Origin of the sequence: Microbacterium sp. NPDC056057 (genome assembly GCF_042266945.1) — a bacterium.
In the GTDB taxonomy this organism is placed as follows: Bacteria; Actinomycetota; Actinomycetes; order Actinomycetales; family Microbacteriaceae; genus Microbacterium; species Microbacterium trichothecenolyticum_C.
In genome coordinates this window covers 791206-813600 of record NZ_JBHJWS010000003.1, presented here as the reverse complement: position 1 = coordinate 813600, position 22395 = coordinate 791206, and the positions used below count along the sequence as shown (strand labels likewise).

Annotated in this window: 22 protein-coding genes; 19 read left to right on the top strand and 3 right to left on the bottom strand. The window is 70.1% G+C overall.

Features of this window, described 5'->3' with window-relative positions; genetic code table 11:
* Positions 1-20 precede the first annotated feature (20 nt).
* Genes murF through ACFC1K_RS15765 form a run of 6 tightly spaced genes read left to right on the top strand, consistent with a single transcriptional unit; the run spans position 21 to position 6934 of the window.
* Positions 21-1436, top strand: coding sequence for a UDP-N-acetylmuramoyl-tripeptide--D-alanyl-D-alanine ligase (gene murF / locus ACFC1K_RS15790; protein ID WP_375872312.1), 1416 nt, complete (start codon positions 21-23; stop codon positions 1434-1436).
* A complete protein-coding gene (gene mraY, locus ACFC1K_RS15785) occupies positions 1433-2545 on the top strand; it encodes a phospho-N-acetylmuramoyl-pentapeptide-transferase (protein ID WP_056367096.1) in 1113 nt (370 codons plus the stop codon). Before murF ends, mraY begins: the two co-directional genes overlap by 4 nt.
* The gene (gene murD / locus ACFC1K_RS15780) at positions 2542-4125 is read left to right on the top strand and encodes a UDP-N-acetylmuramoyl-L-alanine--D-glutamate ligase (RefSeq protein ID WP_375872311.1); all 1584 of its coding nucleotides are present in this window, start codon (positions 2542-2544) and stop codon (positions 4123-4125) included. The genes mraY and murD overlap by 4 nt, the downstream gene beginning before the upstream one ends.
* Positions 4046-5350 carry a putative lipid II flippase FtsW gene (gene ftsW, locus ACFC1K_RS15775; protein ID WP_375872310.1) on the top strand — a complete coding sequence of 435 codons (1305 nt, stop codon included), beginning with the start codon at positions 4046-4048 and terminating at the stop codon, positions 5348-5350. Before murD ends, ftsW begins: the two co-directional genes overlap by 80 nt.
* A 39-nt stretch (positions 5351-5389) precedes the next feature.
* Positions 5390-6475, top strand: coding sequence for a glycosyltransferase (locus ACFC1K_RS15770; protein ID WP_375872309.1), 1086 nt, complete (start codon positions 5390-5392; stop codon positions 6473-6475).
* Between the two features lie 36 nt (positions 6476-6511).
* Complete coding sequence (locus ACFC1K_RS15765; RefSeq protein ID WP_375872308.1) at positions 6512-6934, top strand: hypothetical protein; 423 nt, start codon at positions 6512-6514, stop codon at positions 6932-6934.
* On the opposite strand, the gene ACFC1K_RS15760 is transcribed toward ACFC1K_RS15765, so the two are convergent.
* Both ACFC1K_RS15760 and ACFC1K_RS15755 read right to left on the bottom strand, forming a co-directional pair.
* On the bottom strand, positions 6935-7309 hold the full coding sequence (locus tag ACFC1K_RS15760) for a GntR family transcriptional regulator (protein ID WP_375872307.1): 375 nt from the start codon (positions 7307-7309) through the stop codon (positions 6935-6937). It abuts the gene before it with no gap.
* Positions 7306-8253: a hypothetical protein gene (locus ACFC1K_RS15755; RefSeq protein WP_375872306.1), complete on the bottom strand. Its 948-nt coding sequence runs from the start codon at positions 8251-8253 to the stop codon at positions 7306-7308. The genes ACFC1K_RS15760 and ACFC1K_RS15755 overlap by 4 nt, the downstream gene beginning before the upstream one ends.
* Before the next feature lie 117 nt (positions 8254-8370).
* On the opposite strand from ACFC1K_RS15755, the gene murC reads away from it, so the two are divergent.
* From murC to ACFC1K_RS15705, 10 genes are all read left to right on the top strand, one after another.
* Complete coding sequence (gene murC, locus ACFC1K_RS15750) at positions 8371-9777, top strand: UDP-N-acetylmuramate--L-alanine ligase (protein ID WP_375872305.1); 1407 nt, start codon at positions 8371-8373, stop codon at positions 9775-9777.
* A gap of 7 nt (positions 9778-9784) precedes the next feature.
* Positions 9785-10792 (top strand): FtsQ-type POTRA domain-containing protein, encoded by a 1008-nt coding sequence (locus ACFC1K_RS15745; RefSeq protein ID WP_375872304.1) that lies wholly within the window; start codon positions 9785-9787, stop codon positions 10790-10792.
* Between the two features lie 176 nt (positions 10793-10968).
* Positions 10969-12126, top strand: a complete 1158-nt coding sequence (gene ftsZ / locus ACFC1K_RS15740; protein WP_375872303.1) for a cell division protein FtsZ — start codon at positions 10969-10971, stop codon at positions 12124-12126.
* Positions 12127-12813, top strand: a complete 687-nt coding sequence (locus tag ACFC1K_RS15735) for a YggS family pyridoxal phosphate-dependent enzyme (RefSeq protein WP_375872302.1) — start codon at positions 12127-12129, stop codon at positions 12811-12813.
* 32 nt (positions 12814-12845) lie between these two features.
* Positions 12846-13310: a cell division protein SepF gene (locus ACFC1K_RS15730; RefSeq protein WP_310291761.1), complete on the top strand. Its 465-nt coding sequence runs from the start codon at positions 12846-12848 to the stop codon at positions 13308-13310.
* 9 nt (positions 13311-13319) lie between these two features.
* The gene (locus tag ACFC1K_RS15725; protein ID WP_056367105.1) at positions 13320-13619 is read left to right on the top strand and encodes a YggT family protein; all 300 of its coding nucleotides are present in this window, start codon (positions 13320-13322) and stop codon (positions 13617-13619) included.
* A gap of 135 nt (positions 13620-13754) precedes the next feature.
* The gene (locus tag ACFC1K_RS15720; RefSeq protein ID WP_310290338.1) at positions 13755-14327 is read left to right on the top strand and encodes a DivIVA domain-containing protein; all 573 of its coding nucleotides are present in this window, start codon (positions 13755-13757) and stop codon (positions 14325-14327) included.
* Between the two features lie 3 nt (positions 14328-14330).
* The gene (gene lspA / locus ACFC1K_RS15715; RefSeq protein ID WP_375872301.1) at positions 14331-15140 is read left to right on the top strand and encodes a signal peptidase II; all 810 of its coding nucleotides are present in this window, start codon (positions 14331-14333) and stop codon (positions 15138-15140) included.
* A gap of 1 nt (position 15141) precedes the next feature.
* Positions 15142-16062, top strand: coding sequence for an RluA family pseudouridine synthase (locus ACFC1K_RS15710; protein WP_310290339.1), 921 nt, complete (start codon positions 15142-15144; stop codon positions 16060-16062).
* Positions 16063-16163: 101 nt separating this feature from the next.
* Entirely contained in the window at positions 16164-17105 is a 942-nt protein-coding gene (locus tag ACFC1K_RS15705) for a polysaccharide deacetylase family protein (protein ID WP_375872300.1), read from the top strand.
* A 15-nt stretch (positions 17106-17120) separates the two neighbouring features.
* Here ACFC1K_RS15705 and ACFC1K_RS15700 read toward each other — a convergent pair whose 3' ends face one another.
* Positions 17121-17597 carry an NUDIX domain-containing protein gene (locus ACFC1K_RS15700; RefSeq protein WP_375872299.1) on the bottom strand — a complete coding sequence of 159 codons (477 nt, stop codon included), beginning with the start codon at positions 17595-17597 and terminating at the stop codon, positions 17121-17123.
* Positions 17598-17676: 79 nt separating this feature from the next.
* Here ACFC1K_RS15700 and ACFC1K_RS15695 point away from each other — a divergent pair, with 79 nt between their 5' ends.
* From ACFC1K_RS15695 to dnaE, 3 genes are all read left to right on the top strand, one after another.
* Positions 17677-18246 (top strand): GNAT family N-acetyltransferase, encoded by a 570-nt coding sequence (locus tag ACFC1K_RS15695; protein ID WP_375872418.1) that lies wholly within the window; start codon positions 17677-17679, stop codon positions 18244-18246.
* A gap of 9 nt (positions 18247-18255) precedes the next feature.
* Entirely contained in the window at positions 18256-18705 is a 450-nt protein-coding gene (locus ACFC1K_RS15690) for a DinB family protein (protein ID WP_375872298.1), read from the top strand.
* Between the two features lie 158 nt (positions 18706-18863).
* Positions 18864-22334 carry a DNA polymerase III subunit alpha gene (gene dnaE / locus ACFC1K_RS15685; protein ID WP_375872417.1) on the top strand — a complete coding sequence of 1157 codons (3471 nt, stop codon included), beginning with the start codon at positions 18864-18866 and terminating at the stop codon, positions 22332-22334.
* Positions 22335-22395: the final 61 nt, after the last annotated feature.

Genomic DNA, 22395 nt, shown 5'->3' with positions numbered 1-22395 from the left:
GAGCTTCCGGAGTTCCCCACATGATCGCGCTCAACATCGCCCAGATCGCCCATGCCGTTTCGGGCGAAGTGCACCTCGAGAACGGCGACACCCTCGACACCGTCGTGTCGGGGGCCGTCGACACCGACTCCCGTCTCATCGAGCCCGGCGGCGTCTTCGTCGCCAAGCCGGGCGAAGAGACCGACGGGCACCTGTTCGTCGGCGCCGCCGTCGAGAAGGGCGCCGCCCTGGCCCTCGTCGAGCGGCGGGTCGAGGCATCCCTCACCCAGATCGTCGTGGCCGACGTCGTGGAGGCCATCGCGGCCCTCGCGCGCGAGGTCGTCAAGACGGTTCGGGATGCTGGTGACCTGCGTGTCGTCGGCATCACCGGGTCGAACGGCAAGACGACGACGAAGAACCTGCTCGCCCGCATCCTGGAGGGTGAGGGCGAGACCGTCTCGCCGAAGGCGTCGTTCAACAACGAGGTCGGCGCACCGCTCACGATGCTGCGCGTCACCGGCACCACCAAGTACCTCGTCAGCGAGTTCGGCGCGAGCGCGCCGGGGGAGATCGCCCGCCTTGCGGGACTCGTCGACCCCGATGTCGGCGTCGTGCTGATGGTCGGCATGGCGCACGCGGGCGGCTTCGGCGGGATCGAGGCGACCTTCCACGCGAAGTCGGAGCTCGTGCGCGCGCTGAGCGCCGGGGGAGTGGCGGTGCTGAACGCCGACGATGCGCGCGTCGCCGCCATGGCGCCGATCGCCGCCGAGCAGGGCGCGAGCGTGCGCTGGTTCGGTCGGGGGCCCGCCGCCGCCGATGTGCGTGCGGACGACGTCGTGGTCACGGCATCCGGAACCTCGTTCACCGTGACCGCCGACGGCGTCTCGCTGCCGCTGCGCCTGCGGGTGCTGGGCGAGCACCACGTCATGAACGCACTGGCGGCGATCGCCGCCGCGACGACCTTGGGGGTCTCGCTCGCCGACGCCGTCGCGCGCCTGGAGACCGCCGAGATCGCCGAGCGCTGGCGCATGCAGCCCCTCGGGTCGGAGCGCGTGCGCATCATCAACGACGCGTACAACGCGAGCCCCGACTCGATGGCCGCGGCCCTGCGCACGCTCGCGCAGATCACCGGCCCCGGTGAGCGCACCGTCGCTGTGCTCGGCGCGATGAGCGAGCTCGGCGAGTACGCCGAGGAGGAGCACGACCGGGTCGGCCTGCTCGCCGTGAGGCTCGGCATCCAGCGCATCGTCGTCGTGGGTGACCCGGCGCGCCGCATGTTCCTCGAGGCCGTCGCGCAGGGCTCGTGGGACAACGAGGCGGTCTTCTTCTCGACCGCCGACGAGGCGTTCGAGTACCTGCAGGGTGAGCTGCGCGACGGCGACCGCGTGCTGGTGAAGTCGTCGAACTCCGCCGGGCTCCGGTTCCTCGGCGATCGTCTGGGAGAATCGTTCTCGTGAGATCACTCCTTACTGCGGCGGCGATCTCGCTGGCATTCACCCTCTTCCTCACCCCCGTGTTCCTGCGGCTGTTCCGCAAGTGGGGCTGGGGCCAGGTGATCCGGACGCCGGAAGACATCCGCAACCCCAACCACCAGACCAAGCGCGGCACGCCCACGATGGGCGGCACGATCTTCATCGTCGGCACGATCGTCGGCTACCTGGTCGGGTGCTACGTCGGCAACAACCCGCCGACCGTATCGGGCCTGCTCGTGATCTGGATGATGGTCGGCCTCGGTGCGGTCGGCTTCATCGACGACTACATGAAGGTGCGCCAGCAGAAGTTCATGGGCCTGAGCGGCTGGCGCAAGGTCGCCGGTCAGGTCGCCGTCACGGTGCCGTTCGGCATCGTCGCGCTGAACTTCCCCAACCAGTTCGACCAGACGCCGGCGTCCCCTTTCATCTCGGTGTTCCGCGACGTGCCGGCCCTGGGCTTCATGACCCTCGGGCTCATCGTCGGCTGGATCCTCTACCTCGCGTGGATCACGTTCATCGGCGTCGCCTTCTCCAACAGCACGAATGTGACCGACGGCCTCGACGGCATGGCCGCGGGCGCGGCGATCTTCGTCGTCGGCGCGTACAGCCTCATCGCGTTCTGGCAGTTCAACCAGGCGTGCTGGGGCGGCGACGCCCTGTCGGCCGCGGCGAAGGCCGCGTGCTACCCGACGCGCGACCCGTTCGACCTCGCGATCATCTCGGCGTCCTTCGTCGGCGCGCTCGTCGGATTCCTCTGGTGGAACGCCCCCAAGGCCAAGGTCTTCATGGGCGACGTGGGATCGATGGCGATCGGCGGCGTCATCGCCGCGATGGCGATCCTCACCCGCACCGAGCTGCTCGCCGTGCTGGTCGCCGGCGTCTTCATCATCGGCCCCGGCTCGGTGATCCTGCAGCGCCTCTACTTCAAGATCACGCGCGGCAAACGGCTGTTCCTCATGAGCCCGTTCCACCACCACCTCGAGCTGCGGGGCTGGTCGGAGGTCACGATCGTCGTGCGCATGTGGATCATCGCCGGCCTCCTGGCGGTGTCGGGCGTCGGATTCTTCTACGTCGAATGGCTCTCTCGCACATGACCTCGGAACGCCTGCGCACCCTCACCAGCTGGAACGCCGATTGGAAGGGCCTGCGGGTCGCCGTGCTCGGCCTGTCGGTCACCGGCTTCTCCGTCGCCGACACCCTCACCGAGCTCGGCGCGGACGTGCTCGTCGTGACTGAGAAGGCCGACGAGGAGTACGCGCGCCTCTTGCCCGTCATCGGCGCACGCCTCTGGACCGGCTCGCTGGAGTCGGTTCCGGCCGAGCTCGTCGAGTTCGCGCCCGAGGTCGTCGTGGCGTCGCCGGGGTTCGCGCCGAGGCATCCGCTCATCGCATGGGCGCAGGAGAACGACATCGCCCTGTGGGGCGACGTCGAGCTCGCGTGGCGCGTACGCGACAAGGTGGTCAGGGCCGACGGCACGCCCGCCGACTGGATCCTCATCACCGGCACCAACGGCAAGACCACGACCACGAGACTCACGGCGACGATGCTCGTCGCCGGCGGTCTGCGCGCCGCGCCGGTCGGCAACATCGGCACGCCCGTGCTCGACGCGGTGCGCGATCCTGAAGGGTTCGACGCGCTCGTGGTCGAGCTGTCGAGCCATCAGCTCTGGTACCTCGGGCTGCAGGACTCGCCCGACCCGCTGTCACCGCACGCGGCCGTTTGCCTGAACCTCGCCGACGACCACCTCGAGTGGCACGGCTCGTTCGACGAGTACCGCGCCGCCAAGGCGCACGTGTACGACAACACCCGCGTCGCCTGCGTCTACAACAAGGCGGATGCTGCGACCCAGGCGATGGTCGAGGACGCCGAGGTCGTCGAGGGCGCCCGCGCCATCGGCTTCGACCTGGGTGTACCGGGCCCGAGCGACCTCGGCGTCGTCGAGGGGATCGTCGTCGACCGCGCGTTCCTCGAGGACCGGCACAAGAGCGCCCTGGAGCTCACGACGGTCGAGGAGCTCGCCTCCCTCGGGCTGGCCGCGCCGCACATCGTCGCGAACATCCTGGCAGCGGCAGCGCTCGCACGGTCGCTGGATGTCGCGCCTACGGCGATCCGGGAAGCCCTGCGCGGCTTCCGCCTGGATCCGCACCGCATCGAGGTCGTCGCGCGCCACGAGGGCGTCACGTGGGTCGACGACTCCAAGGCCACCAACCCCCACGCCGCGGCGTCGTCGCTCGCGGCGTACCCCGGCGCCGTGTGGGTCGTCGGGGGACTGCTCAAGGGCGTCGACATCTCCGAGCTCGTCGCCGGACGCGGAGCGACCGCGAAGGCCGCGATCGTGATCGGCCTCGACCGCGCCGCGGTGGTCGCCGCGTTCGAGCGACACGCGCCGACGGTGCCCGTGTTCGAGGTGGACGCCGATGAGACTGAAGTGGTCATGGCGCAGGTCGTCGAACTGGCGGCAGGGGTGGCGCGTGACGGGGACGTTGTTCTTCTCGCTCCCGCTGCCGCATCCTTCGACCAGTTCGCGTCCTACGCGGACCGCGGCCGCAGATTCGCTGCGGCGGTGAGGGATCGGATCGGAACGGAGGGGCCGGGTGACCACGACGCAGCCGCCGCGGGCCCGGACGACGCGCCCCGCTCCGACGACCTCGGTGACGACGAAGACCGAGGCTGACAAGCCCGCGCGACGCGGCCTCGCCGCTCGCGTGTCGCTCGGCCGGGTGTTCGCCCCGGTGCCGAGCGAGTTCCTCCTCATCGCCTCCACGACGCTGCTCCTGACGGTCTTCGGGCTCGTCATGGTGCTCTCGGCGACCTCCGCGACGGCGACGGCCGCCGGCGAGGCGCCGTGGGAGATGGTGCTCAAGCAGGTGGTGTTCGCGGTGATCGGCATCCCGTTGATGTTCATCGCGAGCCGCCTGCCGGTGACGTTCTGGAAGAAGATGGCGTGGCCCGCCCTCATCTTCGGCGTCGCTTTCCAGCTCCTGGTGTTCACGCCCCTGGGCCACGGTGCCGACGGAAACCGCAACTGGATCACGATCGCGGGTTTCCAGGCCCAGCCGTCGGAGTTCCTGAAGCTCGGTCTGGCGCTGTGGGTGGCGTACGTCCTCTTCCGCAAGCGCACGCTGCTCACGAAGTGGCAGCACGTGTTCATCCCGCTCGTTCCCGTGGCGGGCCTCGCGATCGCGACGGTGCTCGCCGGCGACGACCTCGGCACGGCGATGATCCTCGTGCTCATCGTGCTGGGCGCCCTCTTCTTCTCGGGCGTCAAGCTGCGCATCTTCGTCCTGCCTGCGATCGCTGCGGCCGGCGCGGTGGCGTTCCTCGCCGTGACGAGCCCCGACCGCATGCGCCGGTTCATGAGCTTCCTCAACCCGAACTGCCTCGACGACTACTTCAACGACTGCTACCAGCCGCTGCACGGGATCTGGGGCCTCGCCAGCGGCGGGGTCTTCGGTCTCGGCCTCGGCAACTCACGGGAGAAGTACGACTGGCTCCCCGCCGCCGCGAACGACTACATCTTCGCGATCGTCGGCGAGGAGCTCGGCCTCATCGGCTGCGCGGTCGTGCTGGCGCTCTTCGCGCTCTTCGCGGTGGGCGCGTTCCACGTCATCCGCAAGACCGACGACCCGTTCGTGCGCATCGCTGCGGGCGGCATCACCGTGTGGATCGTCGGGCAGGCGCTCATCAACATCGGCGTCGTGCTGCGCGTGTTCCCGGTGCTCGGTGTGCCGCTGCCGTTCATGTCGCAGGGCGGCACCTCCCTGCTCTCGGTGCTGCTGGCGTGCGGCGTGCTGCTCGCGTTCGCGCGATCGCTGCCGGCCTCCGTCGCGCGACGTGAGGCCGCGATCGCCTCGGCACGCGCGGCGCGGGAGCGGGCGAAGCTCCACGCCGTCCGCTGAGAGCCGGAGGGGTCGCGCCGAGCCGGATAGGCTCGGGGAGTGACGACGTACCTCCTTGCCGGCGGCGGCACCGCCGGACACGTCAACCCGCTCCTGGCTGTCGCCGACGCGCTGCGCGCCCGCGACCCCGAGGCAGAGGTGCTCGTGCTCGGCACCCGCGAAGGCCTCGAAGCGCGGCTCGTGCCCGAGCGCGGCTACGAGCTGCTGTTCGTCGACAAGGTGCCGTTCCCTCGGCGCCCGAACAAGGCGGCCGCTGCGTTCCCGGCGCGCTTTCCCCGCGCGATCTCACAGGTGCGGGCGCACATCGCGCAGCGCGGCGTCGACGTCCTCGTCGGCTTCGGCGGCTATGCCTCGGCCCCGGCGTACGTCGCGGCCCGGCGCGAGAACGTGCCGTTCGTCGTGCACGAGGCCAACGCCCGCCCGGGACTCGCGAACGTGCTCGGCGCCCGTCGGGCGGCCGGCGTGGGTGTCGCGTTCGAGGGGACGCCGCTCAAGCGCTCGAAGGTTGTGGGGATGCCGCTGCGCCGCGAGATCGTGGCGCTCGACCGCGCCGCGCTCCGCGAGGAGGCCGCTGCGTACTTCGGACTCGATCCGGCGAAGCCGGTCCTCCTCGTCTTCGGCGGCTCGCTCGGCGCCCAGCGCCTGAACGCCGCCTTCGGTGAAGGTCACGACGAGGGCTGGCGTGCGGTCGTCGACGCCGGGTGGCAGCTGCTCCACGTCACCGGCGAGCGCTCCGAGCTCGTCGATCCCGACGCGCCCGGGTACGCCGTGCGCCGCTACGTCGACCGCATGGACCTCGCGTTCGCCCTGGCAGACTTCATCGTGTCGCGTGCCGGCTCGGCCACCGTGAGCGAGATCAGCGCTCTGGGCATCCCGACCGCCTACGTTCCCTATGCCGTGGGCAACGGCGAGCAGGCGCTGAACGCCTCCTCTGCGGTCCGTGCCGGCGCGGCGATCCTGATCCCGGATGCCGAGTTCACGGGCGACCGCGTGCGGTCGGAGATCATGCCGCTCCTGACCGACGAGACCCGCCGCGCGGCGATGGCGGCGGGCGCGGCATCCGTCGGCACCCGCACCGGCACCGAGAACGTCGTCGCGATGATCGATGACGCGCTGCGCGCCTGAGACGATCTCACACGACCGCAGGGGACCGGGGGACCGATGGCGAGTGCGACGAGGGGCGCGACGGCGGTGCTGTTGGCGGGCGTCAGCGCGCTCGCGCTGAGCGCCTGCGTCACCTTCGGTCCGGGCGAGCCGCAGGGCGGGCCGACCCCGGCAGCGTTCCTCGATCGCGAGGAGCTGCCGTCGTGCGGCGCCGTCGCACTCGATCAGGGCGAGGAGATCCCGACCGGCGACATCGCGTGCCTCGAGGAGGCGACGCTCGCCGGCGCGGAGCTGGCGGTGACCCGACCGACCACGGAGGGCGACCCGTTCACGGCGTACTATCGCGTCGTTCCGGGCGGCGGCTGGGAGATCTACACCGACATGACGAAGGATCGCTACGGCGAAGGCTGGTGGCTCGACGAGTGCCCCGACGCCCTGTCGATGACACAGCTGGGGGAGTGCAGCAGCACGAAGCTGTGATCAGGCTCCCGCGGGCGCACCGGGGGACCGCAGCGCGGCGGTGACGATGGCGAGGGCCTCCTCGGCGTCGAGGTGCAGGTCCCGCACCTGTGCGGCGAACGCCGCGGCGGCGCGCTGCAGCTGCTGACGGGCGGGGTCGGCGTCGAAGGCGACGAACGTGCCGTTGCGACCCCGCGTCTCGATGATTCCGGATGCCTCGAGCTCGCGGTACGCGCGGGCGACCGTGCCGGGCGCGACACCCAGGTCCTCGGCGAGGCGGCGCACCGTGGGCAGTCGCGCGCCCGCGGCGAGCTCGCCGGACGCGACCGCGTCGACGAGGCCGGTCCGCAGCTGCTCGAACGGCGGGACGGCGGAGGACGGGTCGATGACGATCATGCGGGTGCTCCTCCCGTGGACGCGGGCACGGGTTCGGGCGCACCGCGAAGATGCTCCGGATACAGCCTCGCGGGCAGCCTTCCCGAGGCGAGCGTGTAGACGACCTGGATGAACGGGATGCCGAACCAGGGGAACGTCTGCAACACCCGCGACACGCCGGGGTCGGCGAAGCCGAGCGCGGCGAGGAACAGTGCGCACATCGCGAGCCCCAGCGGGAGCCACGCCGCCATCGCCGCGCTCATCCGCAACGCGCCCAGCGCGTCCGCACGGAAGAGGTCGTCCCAGCCGAGCTCGAGCGTGTTCGTCGCCGGCTGGGGCTGCGCCAGCACACGCCGCTCCGCCACGCGGCAGACGACGGCGACGACCAGTGCGAAGGCCAGAGCGACGACCGTCGTCACGGCGGTGGTGGGGGAGATCGCGCCGGTGAGCGAGACCGCGGTGACGACCGCGCCGCCTGCGGCTCCTGCGCCGAGCAACCACCGCGGGAGCTGCGAGGCCCACCCCGGAAGGTAGTCGCGGGTCGCCAATGCCGAAGGACGCGCGATACGCACGGCCGTCGGCGCCGGCGAGAAGAGGCGCTCGCGAACGCCGACGATCGCCGACGCGACGCCGAGGACGCCGATGACGAGCGTGAGCGTCAGGATCCACAGGGCGAACGGCGACGACCCGAGGGGCGTCCAGACGAGCAGGGCAGCCATGAGGGCGACGCTCACCAGCAGGCCCCACATGTTCGCGCCGACCAGTGCACGCGACCGATCACGGATGCTGCGCCACATGTCCCACGACTCGATGGGGAGCTTCGCGCGTACCGACATCCGGTAGACCATGGTGGTGCCCCAGGAATCGCGGCGGACGACGAACAGCATCACGATCGGCACTCCGGCGAACACCGCGAGCAGGACGGCATTGAATGCTTCGAACGACATCTCGAACTCTCCGGCCATGACTTCGATTGTGTCGTCATCTGTATCAATGTGTCAACACAAAGCGGTGCTCCGCGCCCAGCGGCCCCAGCGCGCCGGGGCCGCAGCATCCGCCCGCCAACTTAGACTTGAGCGGTCATGATCAGACCCGATCTCAGTCTTCCCATTCCCGACGACATCACCGCCGCCCACTTCATCGGAATCGGCGGATCCGGCATGTCGGGACTCGCCCGCATGTATCTCGAGCGCGGGATCCGCGTCTCGGGATCCGACCGCGCCGACAGCAAGGCGCTGCGCGAGCTCGCCGAGCTCGGCGCCGCCGTCTACGTCGGGCACGACGCGTCCAACCTCGCCGCCGACGTCGACACGGTCGTCCACACCGGCGCGATCTGGCCCGAGAATCCCGAGTTCGTGCTCGCCAAGGAGCGCGGGCTCCACGTCATCCACCGGTCGCAGGCGCTGTACTGGCTGATCGGCGGACGCCGGCTCGTCTCGGTCGCCGGCGCGCACGGCAAGACCACGTCGACGGGCATGATCGTGACGGCGCTGCGCGACCTCGGCGTGCAGCCGACCTTCGTCAACGGCGGCGTCATCGCGCAGCTCGGCGTGTCGAGCGGAAGCGGCTCGGACGAGCTCTTCGTCATCGAGGCCGACGAGTCGGACGGCACGTTCCTGCTCTACGACACGTCGATCGCGCTCATCACCAACGTCGACCCGGATCACCTCGACCACTGGGGCACGCGCGAGGCGTTCTACGCCGCGTTCGCCCGGTTCGCGAACGAGGCGCGCGAGGCGGTCGTCATCTCGTCCGACGACGCGGGTGCGCAGCTCGTCGCCGCACAGCTCACCCACCCGCACGTCGTCACCTTCGGCGAGGCCGCAGACGCGACGGTGCGCGTGAGCGACATCGTCACCGACGGCCCCGTCTCGTTCCGCGTCACGCACGACGGGGTCACCGTCGACGCGCAGCTGCCTGTTCCCGGCGCCCACAACGCGATCAACGCGGCCGGCGCGGTCGCCGTGCTCCTCACGCTCGGCCACGACCTCGAACCAGCGGTCCGCGCGATCGAGGGCTTCGCCGGCACGGTCCGCCGCTTCGAGCTGCACGGCGTCGAGCGCGGCGTCAGCGTCTTCGACGACTACGCGCACCACCCGACCGAGGTCGCCGCCGCCCTCGCCGCCGCGCGGTCGGTCGTGGGCGACGGACGCCTCATCGCGATCCAGCAGCCGCACACCTACTCGCGCACGCAGGAGATGTACCGCGAATTCGCCGAGGTGCTGGAGACCTACGCCGACCACACCGTCATGCTCGACGTCTACGGCGCCCGGGAGGACCCGGTGCCCGGAGTCACCGGCGAGCTCGTGAGCGGCGCCTTCGCCGACCCGTCGCACGTGCACTACGTTCCCGACTGGCAGGAGGCCGCCGACTACACGGCCTCGGTCGCCCGCGACGGCGACTATGTCATCACGCTCGGCTGCGGCAACGTGTACCTCATCATCCCGCAGGTCCTCGAGGCCCTCGCCCGCGAGGACGCGGGGAAGTAGCAGCCGCATGCGCCGCCCGTCGCCGTTGCCGCAGCCGCCGGTCGCCTCGCGCGGCACGGCGGAGAAGGCCGCGCCGGCGCGCGCTGCACGCCCCGCCCGCGACGAGGCTCCGGCTCGGGTGCCGGAGCCGGTCGAGCCGACCCCCGACGAGAACCCGACGGCCCCCGTCATCCCGCTGGCGTCGCCGACGCCGTTGCCCGACGCGAAGCCCGACCCCGACGCGACGACGGCGGAGAGCGCGGATGCTGCGCAGGTGGGCTTCCGCGAAGTGTGGAAGGCCGCCCGCGCCCGGCGCAAGGCGCTGCGCGCCGAGATCCGCCGCTTCACCGTGCGCCAGCGACGCCGGCGCGCGGTGTGGTTCGGTGCGGCAGCATCCGTCCTCCTCCTGGCACTCGGCACGCTCGGCGCCGCGTACAGTCCGCTGTTCGGGGTGGAGAAGATCTCGGTGGTCGGGGCACAGCAGCTCGCCGCGGGCGATGTCGCCGCTGCGCTGTCGGGTCAGCTCGGCAAGCCGCTGCCACTGGTCGACGAGAGTGCCATCAAGGCCGAGCTCGTCGCATTCCCCCTCATCGAGACCTACGCCCTCGAGGCGCGCCCGCCGCATGAGCTCGTGGTTCGGATCGTCGAGCGCACGCCGATCGGCCTCATCGAGACGCGTGCGGGCTACACCCTCGTCGACGCGGCCGGCGTCGCGCTGTCGACGACCGCGACCCCGAGTGCCGGCACCCCCGTGCTCACGATCACGGGCGGCGTGGACTCCGACGCGTTCGCCGCGGTCGGTCAGGTGATGCGGTCGCTGCCGGAGGAGATCCGCGCGCAAGTGACGGCGGTCACCGCTTCCACCCCCGACGACGTCACGCTCGAGCTCGGTGGGACGAACACGCAGGTGGTGTGGGGGAGTGCGGAGGATTCGGCGAAGAAGGCCCTCGCCCTGAACAAGATCATGGCGGCGCGCCCGCCCGCCGACGTGTTCTCGTACGACGTCTCGTCGCCGGACGCCGTCGTCGTCCGCTGACCCGCGGGGCCCTCCGACGCGACTTCGAGTACCAGATGGCGCGACACGCCGACTCGATCCGAGCACGCGCGCGGCATCGGCCTACTTTCGTGACAAAGGAATTGCATACCGGGCAATTCTTTATACCTCTACTAGAGGTTGAAGGTTTAGACAGGTCCAGGGCTACGGAGGCCGGCATGAGCCAGAACCAGAACTACCTCGCCGTCATCAAGGTGGTCGGCGTCGGCGGCGGCGGAGTGAACGCGGTCAACCGCATGATCGAGCTCGGCCTGCGGGGCGTCGAGTTCATCGCCATCAACACCGATGCCCAGGCGCTGCTCATGAGCGACGCCGACGTCAAGCTGGACGTCGGGCGCGAGCTGACCCGAGGGCTCGGCGCAGGCGCCGACCCCGAGGTGGGGCGCCGTGCCGCCGAGGACCACGCGGAGGAGATCGAGGAGGCGCTGCGCGGCGCGGACATGGTCTTCGTCACCGCGGGCGAGGGCGGCGGCACCGGCACCGGCGGTGCCCCGGTGGTCGCGAAGATCGCGAAGTCGATAGGAGCACTCACGATCGGTGTCGTGACGAAGCCCTTCTCCTTCGAGGGCCGTCGCCGCCAGCAGCAGGCCGAGTCGGGCGTCGCACGCCTGAAGGAAGAGGTCGACACCCTCATCGTGGTGCCGAACGATCGCCTCCTCGAGATCAGCGACCGCGGCATCTCGATGATCGAGGCGTTCGCCACCGCCGACCAGGTGCTCCTCGCCGGTGTGCAGGGCATCACCGACCTCATCACCACCCCCGGTCTCATCAACCTCGACTTCGCCGACGTCAAGTCGGTCATGCAGGGAGCGGGGTCGGCTCTCATGGGCATCGGCTCGGCGCGGGGGGCGGATCGCGCCATCAAGGCCGCCGAGCTCGCCGTCGAATCGCCCCTGCTCGAGGCCTCGATCGAGGGCGCGCACGGTGTGCTGCTGTCGATCCAGGGCGGCTCGAACCTCGGCATCTTCGAGATCAACGACGCGGCGCAGCTGGTCAAGGAGGCCGCGCACCCCGAGGCGAACATCATCTTCGGAACGGTCATCGACGACACCCTCGGCGACGAGGTGCGCGTCACCGTCATCGCCGCGGGCTTCGACGGCGGCGAGCCGCAGGCCCGCATCGAGCCGATCACGGCAACGCGCGTCGTCTCGACCCCCGCGCTGCCCGTGACGTCCGCCGACGAGGCCGCGAAGGACCGTGACGTCGTCGAGACGCAGACGCCCCAGGTTCCCGTCGCAGCCGGCGCCGTCACGGAGTCGTCCTACGACACCGCTTTCGGCGACGACGACCTCGACATCCCCGACTTCCTCAAGTAAGTGGGCGATCTCGCCGGTCGCCTCGCGGCGATCGATGAGCGCATCGCGGATGCTGCGCGCGCGGCGCGCCGCGATCCGTCCGAGCTCACGCGCATCGTCGTGACGAAGTTCCATCCGGCGTCCCTCGTCGAGGAGCTGTACCAGCTCGGCGTGCGCGACGTGGGGGAGAACCGGCAGCAGGAGTTCAGCCGCAAGTCGGTCGAGGTCGGAGACCTCGCCGGCCTGCGGTGGCACTTCATCGGGCAGGCGCAGACCAACAAGGCGCGTGCGATCCGGGCTGCGGCATCCGCCGTCCATTCACTCGACCGCACGCGTCTCGCCGACGCGCTCGACGCCGCCGGCGAGCCGGGCGACGCCGTCCTCGACGTGCTGCTGCAGGTCAATCTCACCGACGACCCCGGCCGGGGCGGCGTCGCCCCGGCCGACCTCGAGGCCCTCGCCGCCCACACCGCCGCGCTGCCGTCGCTGCGCGTGCGCGGGGTGATGGCGGTCGCGCCGCTGGACGAGCCGCCTGCGCCGGCGTTCGAGCGGCTGAACCGCCTCGCGGCCGTCGTGCGCGGCGTCGTCCCCGATGCCGATTGGATCTCCGCCGGCATGACGGCGGACTTCGCCGAGGCCATCGCGGCCGGCGCGACACACCTACGCATCGGTTCGGCAATCACCGGACCCAGACCAGAACGCGGTTAACCTCGGAACAGATGAGCACTACGGAGGATCAGATGTCGAACCCGCTCAAGAAGACCATGGTGTACCTCGGCCTCGCCGACGAGGAAGAGGTCTACGAAGAGCCGGCCCCTCAGCCGCGTGCTCGCAAGTCCGAGCAGGTCGTCGAGAAGCCGGCTGCTCCCGTGACGCCGATCCACCGTCCCGCGGTCGTGCGCCAGCCGACGCCCGCGGCGATCAACGAGATCCTCACGGTGCACCCCAAGCAGTACCGCGATGCCCAGGTCATCGCCGAGAACTTCCGCGACGGCATCCCCGTCATCATCAACCTCTCGCAGATGAGCGACGCCGACGCGCGTCGCCTCATCGACTTCGCGAGCGGCCTGTCGCTCGGCCTCTACGGACGCATCGAGCGGGTCACCAGCAAGGTGTTCCTGCTCTCGCCCGAGAACGTCGCCGTGTCAGGCGACGGAGCGGTCGCGCAGGCGGATCCGGAGTCGGTTCCGTTCGCGCAGCCGTAATCTGGCTACGTGGCAGTCGTCCAACTCATCGCAGCGATCCTCAACCTCGCGCTGCTGCTCTATGTCTTCGTGTTGCTCTCGCGGCTGGTCCTGGACTGGATCCCGTTCTTCAACCGGGAGTGGCGCCCGCGGGGCGCGGGTCTCGTCGCCGCGGAGATCATCTACACCGTCACCGACCCGCCGATCAGGCTGTTCCGCCGCTTCATCCCGCCGCTGCGCGTGGGTGCGATCGCGATCGACTTCGGGTTCGCGCTGACGATGCTGCTGTGCTTCATCCTGCTCAGCATCACCCGCACCATCGCGGGCTGAACCGACTCGCTCCGACCCGGTCGCCGGCTTCGACACTCTCAGAACCGATGACTATGCTTTGCTGATACGAACGGCCGCCAGCCGGCGGCCGCCCCGACATCGGCCAGCGACCAGACGCTCGAAAGAGGAATCACCATGGCATTGTCCCCCGATGACGTCGTCACCAAGCAGTTCCAGCACGTCCGCTTCAAGGAGGGTTTCGACCCGGATGAGGTGGACGATTTCCTCGACGAGATCGTCGTGGAGTGGCGCAAGGCTCTCACCGAGAACGAGGAGCTGAAGGCCAAGCTGGCGGCGTACGAGTCGGGTGCTGCCGCGCCTGCACCGGCTCCCGCCCCGGCGCCTGTCGCCGAGCCCGCCCCCGCCGTCGGTGGCGCCGCTCCCGCAGCGAGTGCCGGCATCATCGAGCTGGCGCAGCGCCTGCACGACGAGCACGTCGCCGAGGGCATCGCGCAGCGCGACCAGCTCATCTCCGACGCCAAGTCGCAGGCCGCGTCGATCGTGTCCGAGGCCGAGACCCGCGGTCGCGAGGAGCTCTCGAAGCTCGAGCGCGAGCGCACCACCCTCGAGGGTCGCATCTCCGAGCTCCGCAACTTCGAGCGCGACTACCGCGCACAGCTGCGCAGCTACATCGAGGGCAAGCTGCGCGACCTCGAGACCACGGCGACGGCGTCCGGCGCTCAGCCGGTCTCCGCGCTGGGCCTCTAGGCCTTGTCGCGCCGACCACCCCTTCGTCAGGCGGCGGCCGGCACCATCATCGCGGTTCTCGCGGTGCTGGTGCTGGCCGCCGACCAGTTGGCGAAGTACCTTGCGCTCGAGAACCTGCCGTACCAGGAGCCGGTCGAGGTCCTCGGCGACTTCCTGAGCTTCTACCTGACCCGCAACCCCGGCGCCGCGTTCTCGCTCGGCGAGGAGGTCACGTGGATCTTCACGATCGCGCTGGCCGTCGTCGCCGTCGTCATCGGGTGGCTCGCCGCGACGCGGGTGCGCTCGCGCCTCTGGGCGGTGGCCCTCGGACTCCTCCTCGGCGGCGTCCTGGGCAATCTCACCGACCGGCTCTTCCGCGACCCCGGCTTCGGCGTCGGGCACGTCGTGGACTTCATCAACACGCCGTGGATGTGGTTCTTCCCCGGCATGTCCCCGGCGATCTACAACGTCGCCGACATCTTCATCGTGTGCGACATGATCGCGATCGCACTCCTGGTACTCGTGGGGGTTCACATGGACGGTACGCGCGACCACGACCGCAAGAACGAGGAAGAGGCCGAGAACGACGAGACGCTCCTCGGCGCCGAGGGCGACCAGTTCGCCTCCGGCGGCACCGTGGAGGGTTTCGGCGACGAGTTCCCCGTCGCCGACCCCGACGCGGGCATCCCGGCCGCCGAGCGCGGCCTGCCCCCGCTGAGCGAGGCCGAGCAGCACGAGGTCGAGGAAGAGGCCGAGCGCGAGGCGGAGGAGTACGAGGCCGAGCACGAGGCCGGCCACGACCCCAAGCGGCCCGAGTCCGGCGCCCAGCTCTGACGTGGACTCCCGCAGCCTTCCCGTTCCCGACGGCCTCGACGGCGCCCGCGTCGACGCGGCGCTCGCCAAGATGCTCGGCTTCTCGCGCACCTTCGCGGCGGAGGTCGCCGAGGCCGGCGGCGTGACGATGGACGGGCGCACGCTCGCGAAGTCCGACAAGCTGCGCGGCGGCGCCTGGCTCGATGTGTCGTGGGCGCCGAAGGAGGAGCCGCGGGTCGTGCCCGTGGAGGTGCCCGACCTCGGCATCGTGTACGACGACGACGACATCGTCGTGGTCGACAAGCCATCGGGTGTCGCGGCGCATCCCTCCCTCGGGTGGGAGGGTCCGACGGTGCTCGGCGCCCTCGCCGCCGGCGGCTACCGCATCGCGACGACGGGCGCCGCCGAGCGTCAGGGTGTCGTGCACCGACTCGACGTCGGCACGAGCGGTCTCATGGTCGTCGCCAAGACGGAGCAGGCGTACGTCGCGCTCAAGCGCGCGTTCAAGGAGCGCGAGGTCGAGAAGATCTATCACGCCGTCGTACAGGGGCATCCCGACCCGCTCGCCGGCACCATCGACGCACCGATCGGGCGGCATCCGTCGCACTCGTGGAAGTTCGCGGTGACCCCCGACGGCAAGGACTCCGTCACGCACTACGAGACCCTCGAGGCGTTTCCGGGCGCTTCGCTCCTGGAGATCCACCTCGAGACGGGGCGCACCCACCAGATCCGCGTGCACATGGCAGCGCACCGGCACCCGTGCGTCGGCGATCCGCTCTACGGCGCCGACCCGACGATGTCGGCGCGACTGGGCCTCACGCGCCAGTGGCTGCACGCCCACGAGCTCTCGTTCGCGCATCCCGCGACCGGGGACTGGGTCACCTTCAGGTCGGAATATCCGGCCGACCTCGCGCACGCGCTCCGGGTGCTGCGCGGCGACTGAGCAGGCGCTCGTGCGGCGCTTCCCTCCGCCCGCCGGCGTTGCTGCCGCTATGCTGAGCCGGCCACTGGGGGTGGCGGACAAGAGTGTCCGGGGGTCGTCGCGTGGATGGGAACTCTGCCGTAGGGCGCAGAGCGGTGCTGCTCGCCGCCGCGGTGGCCGGGGTGTCCGCCCTCGCCGCCTGCGCGCCCGAACGGATCGCCGTTGTCGCGCGGCGTACGCCGTCGGTGCGCCCGCAGCCGACCACCGCTCCGGCCGTCCACCCGACACCGACGCCCACGGCGACACCGACACCCACACCGACGCCCACACCCGCACCGACGCCCACACCCGCGCCTGATCGCGTCGCCATCGCCGCGCGCTACGCCGGCGCTGTGCCGACGCAGTGGGGGACGGATGTCTCCGGAGTTCGGGCGGCGCTCGTGCAGCCGACGAGTCCGAGCGGCGCTCCTCGGGCCGCACTCACCTTCGACGCCTGCGGCGGGGGCGGCGGGGGCGCGTTCGACGCGGAGCTGATCGCAGGCCTGCGATCACGTCAGGTCAAGGCGACCCTGTTCCTGAACAGCCGGTGGATCGACGCCAACCCGCAGCTGGTTGCCGAGCTCGCCGCGGACCCGCTGTTCGTGCTCGGCAACCACGGCACCGCGCACGTGCCTCTCTCGGTGAGCGGGCGCGCGGCCTACGGCATCCCGGGAACGGCCTCGTCGCAGGCGGCGGTCGACGAAGTGTGGGGCAACCATGAACGGCTCACCGCGCTCACCGGTGCGGCACCGCGGTTCTTCCGCGCCGGCACCGCGCACTACGACGAGATCGCGGCGCAGATCGTCCGCGACCTCGGCGAGACGCCCATCGGCTTCACGGTCAACGGCGACGGCGGCGCGACGTTCTCGTCGGCGAGCGTCCGTCACGAGTTCGGGCGTCTGGAGGCGGGAGGCATCGTGCTCGCGCACATGAACCACCCCGAGGGCGGAACCTGCCCCGGCGCGCTCGACGCCGTGGACGACCTCCGCGCCCGCGGCTTCGACCTTGTCCACGTCGACGGGTGAGCCGAGGGTCGAGAGTCAGCGCCCGCCCTCGAACCGTGCGTCGCCGTCGGTGACGAGCGCCGCCGCGATGCGCCGACGCATATCGGGGCCGACCTCGTCGGGAAGGTCCGCGAGGTCGAACCAGCCGACCTCGGTCATCTCGCCGTCGGCGGGGTAGGGGTCGCCCGACACCCACGCGCAGCGGAACGTCAGATCGAGATAGTCGCTCTGGTCGCCGTTCTCGTATGTGACCCGTGGGATCTGGTGCACCCACGCGAGCCGTTCGGCGCGGCAGACCGCACCGGCCTCCTCGAGGGTCTCGCGCACGGCGGCGTCGGCCGGCTCCTCGCCGGGATCCACGATGCCGGTGATGGGCGTGAGGTGACCGTTGTCGCTGCGGCGGCCGAGGCGCACCCGACCGTCGCGGACGACCACGGCCGTCACGCCGACCAGGGGCAGCGGGTGGGTGCCGACCTTCTCACGCAGCTCGAGGATGAAGTCCGGGGTGGGCATGCTCACACCCTATGCGGCGTGCCGTCGCGCGATCGACACCGCCTGGACGATGTCGGATGCTGCGGGCAGAGTGTGGGGCATGACGATCGAGGTGAGACCCGCCGACGTGTACGACGACGTCGCGACCATGGTGGGCCCGAAGAATCCGGCGTCCAACGTGTGCTTCTGCCTGAGCTACCGCATCCCGTCGAAGGAGAACCTCGCCCTCAAGGGTCCGGAGCGCGGCGAGCGAGTGCGACGACTCATCGACGAGGAGGGTCCCATCGGCGTGCTCGCCTACGACGGCGACGACGTCGTCGGGTGGGCGGCGGTCGCGCCACGCACGCGGACGCACTTCGCGACGTTCCGCAAGATCCCGCACGTCGACGAGCAGGACGTGTGGTCGCTCTGGTGCTTCCGTGTGCGGCCGGGGCATCGCAAGAAGGGCGTCATGCACGCGCTCGTCGACGGCGCCGTCGACTTCGCGCGGGATCAGGGCGCACCCGCCATCGAGGGCTACCCGGTCGACAACGGCGGCGACAGGGTCGACCTCACGATGGCGTACGTCGGCACGCGCCGCCTGTTCGAGTCGGCCGGCTTCGTGAAGGCGGCCGACACCGAGTCGGTGCTGTCGGGGTTTCCCCGCGTGCTCATGCGTCTCGACCTCTAGCGTGGACGCGTGAACGAACTCCTGCGCCGCCGCTTCTCCCGCGCGAACACCCTCTACCTCGACTTCGTCGACGCGGTCTCGGCGGAGCAGCTGGGCTCGCACCTCGCCGACCTCCCCTCCGACACGGTCGGACACCAGCTCTGGTGCGTCCTCGGGGCGCGCGAGAGCTACCCGCGTGCCGCGAAGGCGGGGGAGTGGCAGGGCTTCACGAGCCCCGTCACGGCGGACGAGACGACGGATGCCGCGGCCCTCCGCGCCGCGCTGGTGCAGACCTCTTCGGATGTCGGCGACTGGATCACGGGGCTCGACGCCGAGGACGAGGCATCCCTCACCTACGCCCTTGCGCTGCTCGAGCACGAGACGCAGCATCACGGCCAGCTCATCCGCTACCTGTACGGCCTCGGGATCGACCGCCCCGAGTCGTGGCAGCGCCAGTACGCCCTCGACGAGGACTTCTGAGGCTCCCGACCTTCACCCTCGAGTCGAGGGTGAAGGGACCTCGTGGCAGGAGTCCGCGACTCACGACGGATGCCGCGGCCGGTGTCGGCGGCCGAACCTAGACTCGATGCGTGGCATCCGATTCCTTCGTCCATCTGCACGTGCACAGCGAGTACTCGATGCTCGACGGAGCGGCCAAGATCGGGGCGATGACGCAGGCGGCGGCCGAGTACGGCATGCCGGCGATCGCCGTCACCGACCACGGCAACACGTTCGCCGCCTTCGAGTTCTACCGCGCGGCTCAGGCCGCCGGCATCAACCCCATCATCGGACTCGAGGCGTATGTCACGCCCGGCACCCACCGCAGCGACAAGTCGCGCGTGGCGTGGGGCACGCCCGAGCAGAAGAGCGACGATGTCTCCGGCTCCGGTGCCTACACGCACACCACGCTGTGGAGCGAGACCACCGAGGGCATGCACAACCTCTTCCGGCTGAGCTCGCTGTCGAGCATGGAGGGTTACTACTTCAAGCCGCGCATGGACCGCGAGCTCCTGCAGACGTACGGCAAGGGGCTCATCGCGACGACCGGCTGCCCGTCGGGCGAGGTGCAGACGCGCCTGCGGCTGGGGCAGTACGACGCGGCCCGCGCAGCGGCCGCCGAATTCCAGGACATCTACGGCAAAGAGAACTACTTCGCCGAGATCATGGACCACGGTCTCTCGATCGAGCGCCGCATCATGACGGATCTCCTGCGGCTCGCGAAGGACCTCAGCATCCCGCTGGTGGCCACCAACGACTCCCACTACACACACCAGCACGAGGCCGACGCGCACGCCGCCCTGCTCTGCGTGCAGTCCGGTTCGACGCTCGACGACCCGAACCGCTTCAAGTTCGACGGCGACGGGTACTACATCAAGACCGCGCAGGAGATGCGGCAGCTGTTCCGCGACCACCCCGAGGCGTGTGACAACACGCTGCTGATCGCCGAGCGCTGCAAGGTCGAGTTCAACACCGCGGCGAACTACATGCCGCGGTTCCCGGTGCCCGACGGCGAGACCGAAGACAGCTGGCTCATCAAAGAGGTCGAGCGCGGCCTCCACTACCGCTACCCGGGCGGCATCCCCGACAAGGTGCGCAAGCAGGCCGAGTACGAGACCGGCATCATCCTGCAGATGGGCTTCCCGGGGTACTTCCTCGTCGTCGCCGACTTCATCAACTGGGCGAAGGACAACGGGATCCGCGTGGGTCCCGGCCGCGGCTCGGGTGCCGGCTCGATGGTCGCCTACTCGATGAAGATCACCGACCTCGACCCGCTCGAGCACGGCCTCATCTTCGAGCGCTTCCTCAACCCCGACCGCGTCTCGATGCCCGACTTCGACGTCGACTTCGACGACCGTCGCCGCGGCGAGGTGATCGACTACGTCACCGCGAAGTACGGCTCCGAGCGCGTCGCGCAGATCGTCACGTACGGCACCATCAAGTCGAAGCAGGCCCTGAAGGACGCCGGCCGTGTGCTCGGGTTCCCGTTCAGCATGGGGGAGCGGCTCACCAAGGCGATGCCCCCGGCCGTGATGGGCAAGGACATGCCGCTGGACGGCATGTTCGACCCGCAGCATCCGCGTTACAAGGAAGCAGTCGAGTTCCGCACGCTGATCGAGACCGACCCCGAGGCGAAGACGGTGTTCGACCGCGCGCTCGGGCTCGAGGGCCTCAAGCGGCAGTGGGGCGTGCACGCCGCCGGCGTGATCATGTCGTCCGAGCCGCTGCTCGACATCATCCCGATCATGCGCCGCGAGCAGGACGGCCAGATCGTCACGCAGTTCGACTACCCGTCGTGCGAGACCCTCGGCCTCATCAAGATGGACTTCCTGGGGCTGCGCAACCTCACGATCATCTCGGACGCGCTCGACAACATCCGTCTGAACCGCGGCGAGGAGCTCGACCTCGAGCACCTCGCGCTCGACGACCGCCCCGCGTACGATCTGCTGACGCGCGGCGACACGCTCGGCGTGTTCCAGCTGGACGGCGGGCCGATGCGATCGCTCCTGCGGCTCATGAAGCCCGACAACTTCGAAGACGTGTCGGCCGTCATCGCGCTGTATCGCCCCGGTCCCATGGGCGCGAACTCGCACACGAACTACGCGCTGCGCAAGAACGGCCTGCAGCCGGTGACGCCGATCCATCCGGAGCTCGAGGAGCCGCTGAAAGACATCCTCGACATCAGCTACGGCCTGATCATCTATCAGGAGCAGGTCATGGCGATCGCGCAGAAGGTCGCCGGCTTCTCGCTCGGCCAAGCAGACATCCTGCGCCGCGCGATGGGAAAGAAGAAGAAGTCCGAGCTCGACAAGCAGTACGAGGGCTTCTCGGGCGGCATGAAGGAGCGCGGCTTCGGCGATGCCGCGATCCAGGCTCTGTGGGACATCCTCCTGCCGTTCTCGGACTACGCCTTCAACAAGGCGCACTCCGCGGCGTACGGACTCGTCTCCTACTGGACGGCGTACCTGAAGGCCCACTATCCCGCCGAGTACATGGCCGCCCTCCTCACCAGCGTCGGCGACTCGAAGGACAAGATGGCGGTGTACCTCAACGAGTGCCGCCGCATGGGCATCAAGGTGCTCCCGCCCGACGTCGGGCAATCGATCCGCTACTTCGCGGCCGTCGGCGAAGACATCAGGTTCGGCCTCGGTGCGGTGCGCAACGTCGGCGCGAACGTCGTCGACGGCATCGTCGCCGCGCGGGCGGAGGCGACCTATTCGAGCTTCCACGACTTCCTCTCCAAAGTGCCGGTGCACGTGGCGAACAAGCGGACGGTCGAGTCGCTCATCAAGGCCGGCGCGTTCGACACGATGGGGTCGACACGGCGCGCGCTCATGGAGATCCATGAGGACGCGACGGAGGCGGCGGTGCTCGACAAGCGTCGCGAGGCCAATGGCGAGGTCGGCTTCGACTTCGACTCGCTGTGGGGCGACGACGAGCCCCAGCAGGCGGCGAAGGTGCCCGAGCGGCCGGAGTGGACCAAGAAGGACAAGCTCGCCTTCGAGCGCGAGATGCTGGGTCTCTACGTGTCGGACCACCCGCTGGCCGGCCTCGAGATCCCGCTCGCGAAGCACGCCTCGACGAGCATCCACGACCTGCTGGCGTCGGAGGACGTGGGCGACGGCGATCAGGTGACGATCGCCGGTCTCGTCACGAGCGTCCAGCACCGCGTGGCCAAGCAGAGCGGCAACCCCTACGGCATGATCACCGTCGAGGACTTCGACGGTGAGATCACGGTCATGTTCATGGGCAAGACCTACACCGAGTTCCAGCACATGCTGCAGGCTGACTCGATCCTCGTGGTGCGCGGCCGCGTCTCGCGGCGCGACGACGGCATGAACCTCCACGCGCAGTCCGCGTTCTCGCCCGACCTGGGCAGCATGGACGAATCCAGCACCCTGGTGCTGATCGTGCCCGAGCGGCGCGCGAGCGAGGCGCTCGTCGGCGAGCTCCTGCAGACCCTGAACCGCCATGCGGGCGACACCGAGGTGTCGCTCAAGCTCCACAGCGGCACGGTGGCGAAGGTGTTCGAGGTGCCGCACACCGTGCGGATCACCCCGGATCTGTACGGCGAGCTCAAGGGTCTTCTCGGGCCGCAGTGCCTGGGATGACAGCAGGGCGCGCGTGCGCCGGCGCAGGTCGCCGCGCGTCGCGCCGTCTCATCGGCGTCTC

What these genes read in the sequence shown, in the direction of transcription:
- murF (WP_375872312.1), top strand. Translation starts at nt 21, where the DNA reads ATGATCGCGCTCAACATCGCCCAGATCGCCCATGCCGTTTCGGGCGAA.
- murD (WP_375872311.1), top strand. Translation starts at nt 2,542, where the DNA reads ATGACCTCGGAACGCCTGCGCACCCTCACCAGCTGGAACGCCGATTGG.
- ACFC1K_RS15765 (WP_375872308.1), top strand. Translation starts at nt 6,512, where the DNA reads ATGGCGAGTGCGACGAGGGGCGCGACGGCGGTGCTGTTGGCGGGCGTC.
- ACFC1K_RS15760 (WP_375872307.1), bottom strand. Translation starts at nt 7,309, where the DNA reads ATGATCGTCATCGACCCGTCCTCCGCCGTCCCGCCGTTCGAGCAGCTG.
- ACFC1K_RS15755 (WP_375872306.1), bottom strand. Translation starts at nt 8,253, where the DNA reads ATGGCCGGAGAGTTCGAGATGTCGTTCGAAGCATTCAATGCCGTCCTG.
- murC (WP_375872305.1), top strand. Translation starts at nt 8,371, where the DNA reads ATGATCAGACCCGATCTCAGTCTTCCCATTCCCGACGACATCACCGCC.
- ACFC1K_RS15745 (WP_375872304.1), top strand. Translation starts at nt 9,785, where the DNA reads ATGCGCCGCCCGTCGCCGTTGCCGCAGCCGCCGGTCGCCTCGCGCGGC.
- ftsZ (WP_375872303.1), top strand. Translation starts at nt 10,969, where the DNA reads ATGAGCCAGAACCAGAACTACCTCGCCGTCATCAAGGTGGTCGGCGTC.
- ACFC1K_RS15730 (WP_310291761.1), top strand. Translation starts at nt 12,846, where the DNA reads ATGTCGAACCCGCTCAAGAAGACCATGGTGTACCTCGGCCTCGCCGAC.
- ACFC1K_RS15720 (WP_310290338.1), top strand. Translation starts at nt 13,755, where the DNA reads ATGGCATTGTCCCCCGATGACGTCGTCACCAAGCAGTTCCAGCACGTC.
- ACFC1K_RS15700 (WP_375872299.1), bottom strand. Translation starts at nt 17,597, where the DNA reads ATGCCCACCCCGGACTTCATCCTCGAGCTGCGTGAGAAGGTCGGCACC.
- ACFC1K_RS15695 (WP_375872418.1), top strand. Translation starts at nt 17,677, where the DNA reads ATGACGATCGAGGTGAGACCCGCCGACGTGTACGACGACGTCGCGACC.
- dnaE (WP_375872417.1), top strand. Translation starts at nt 18,864, where the DNA reads ATGCTCGACGGAGCGGCCAAGATCGGGGCGATGACGCAGGCGGCGGCC.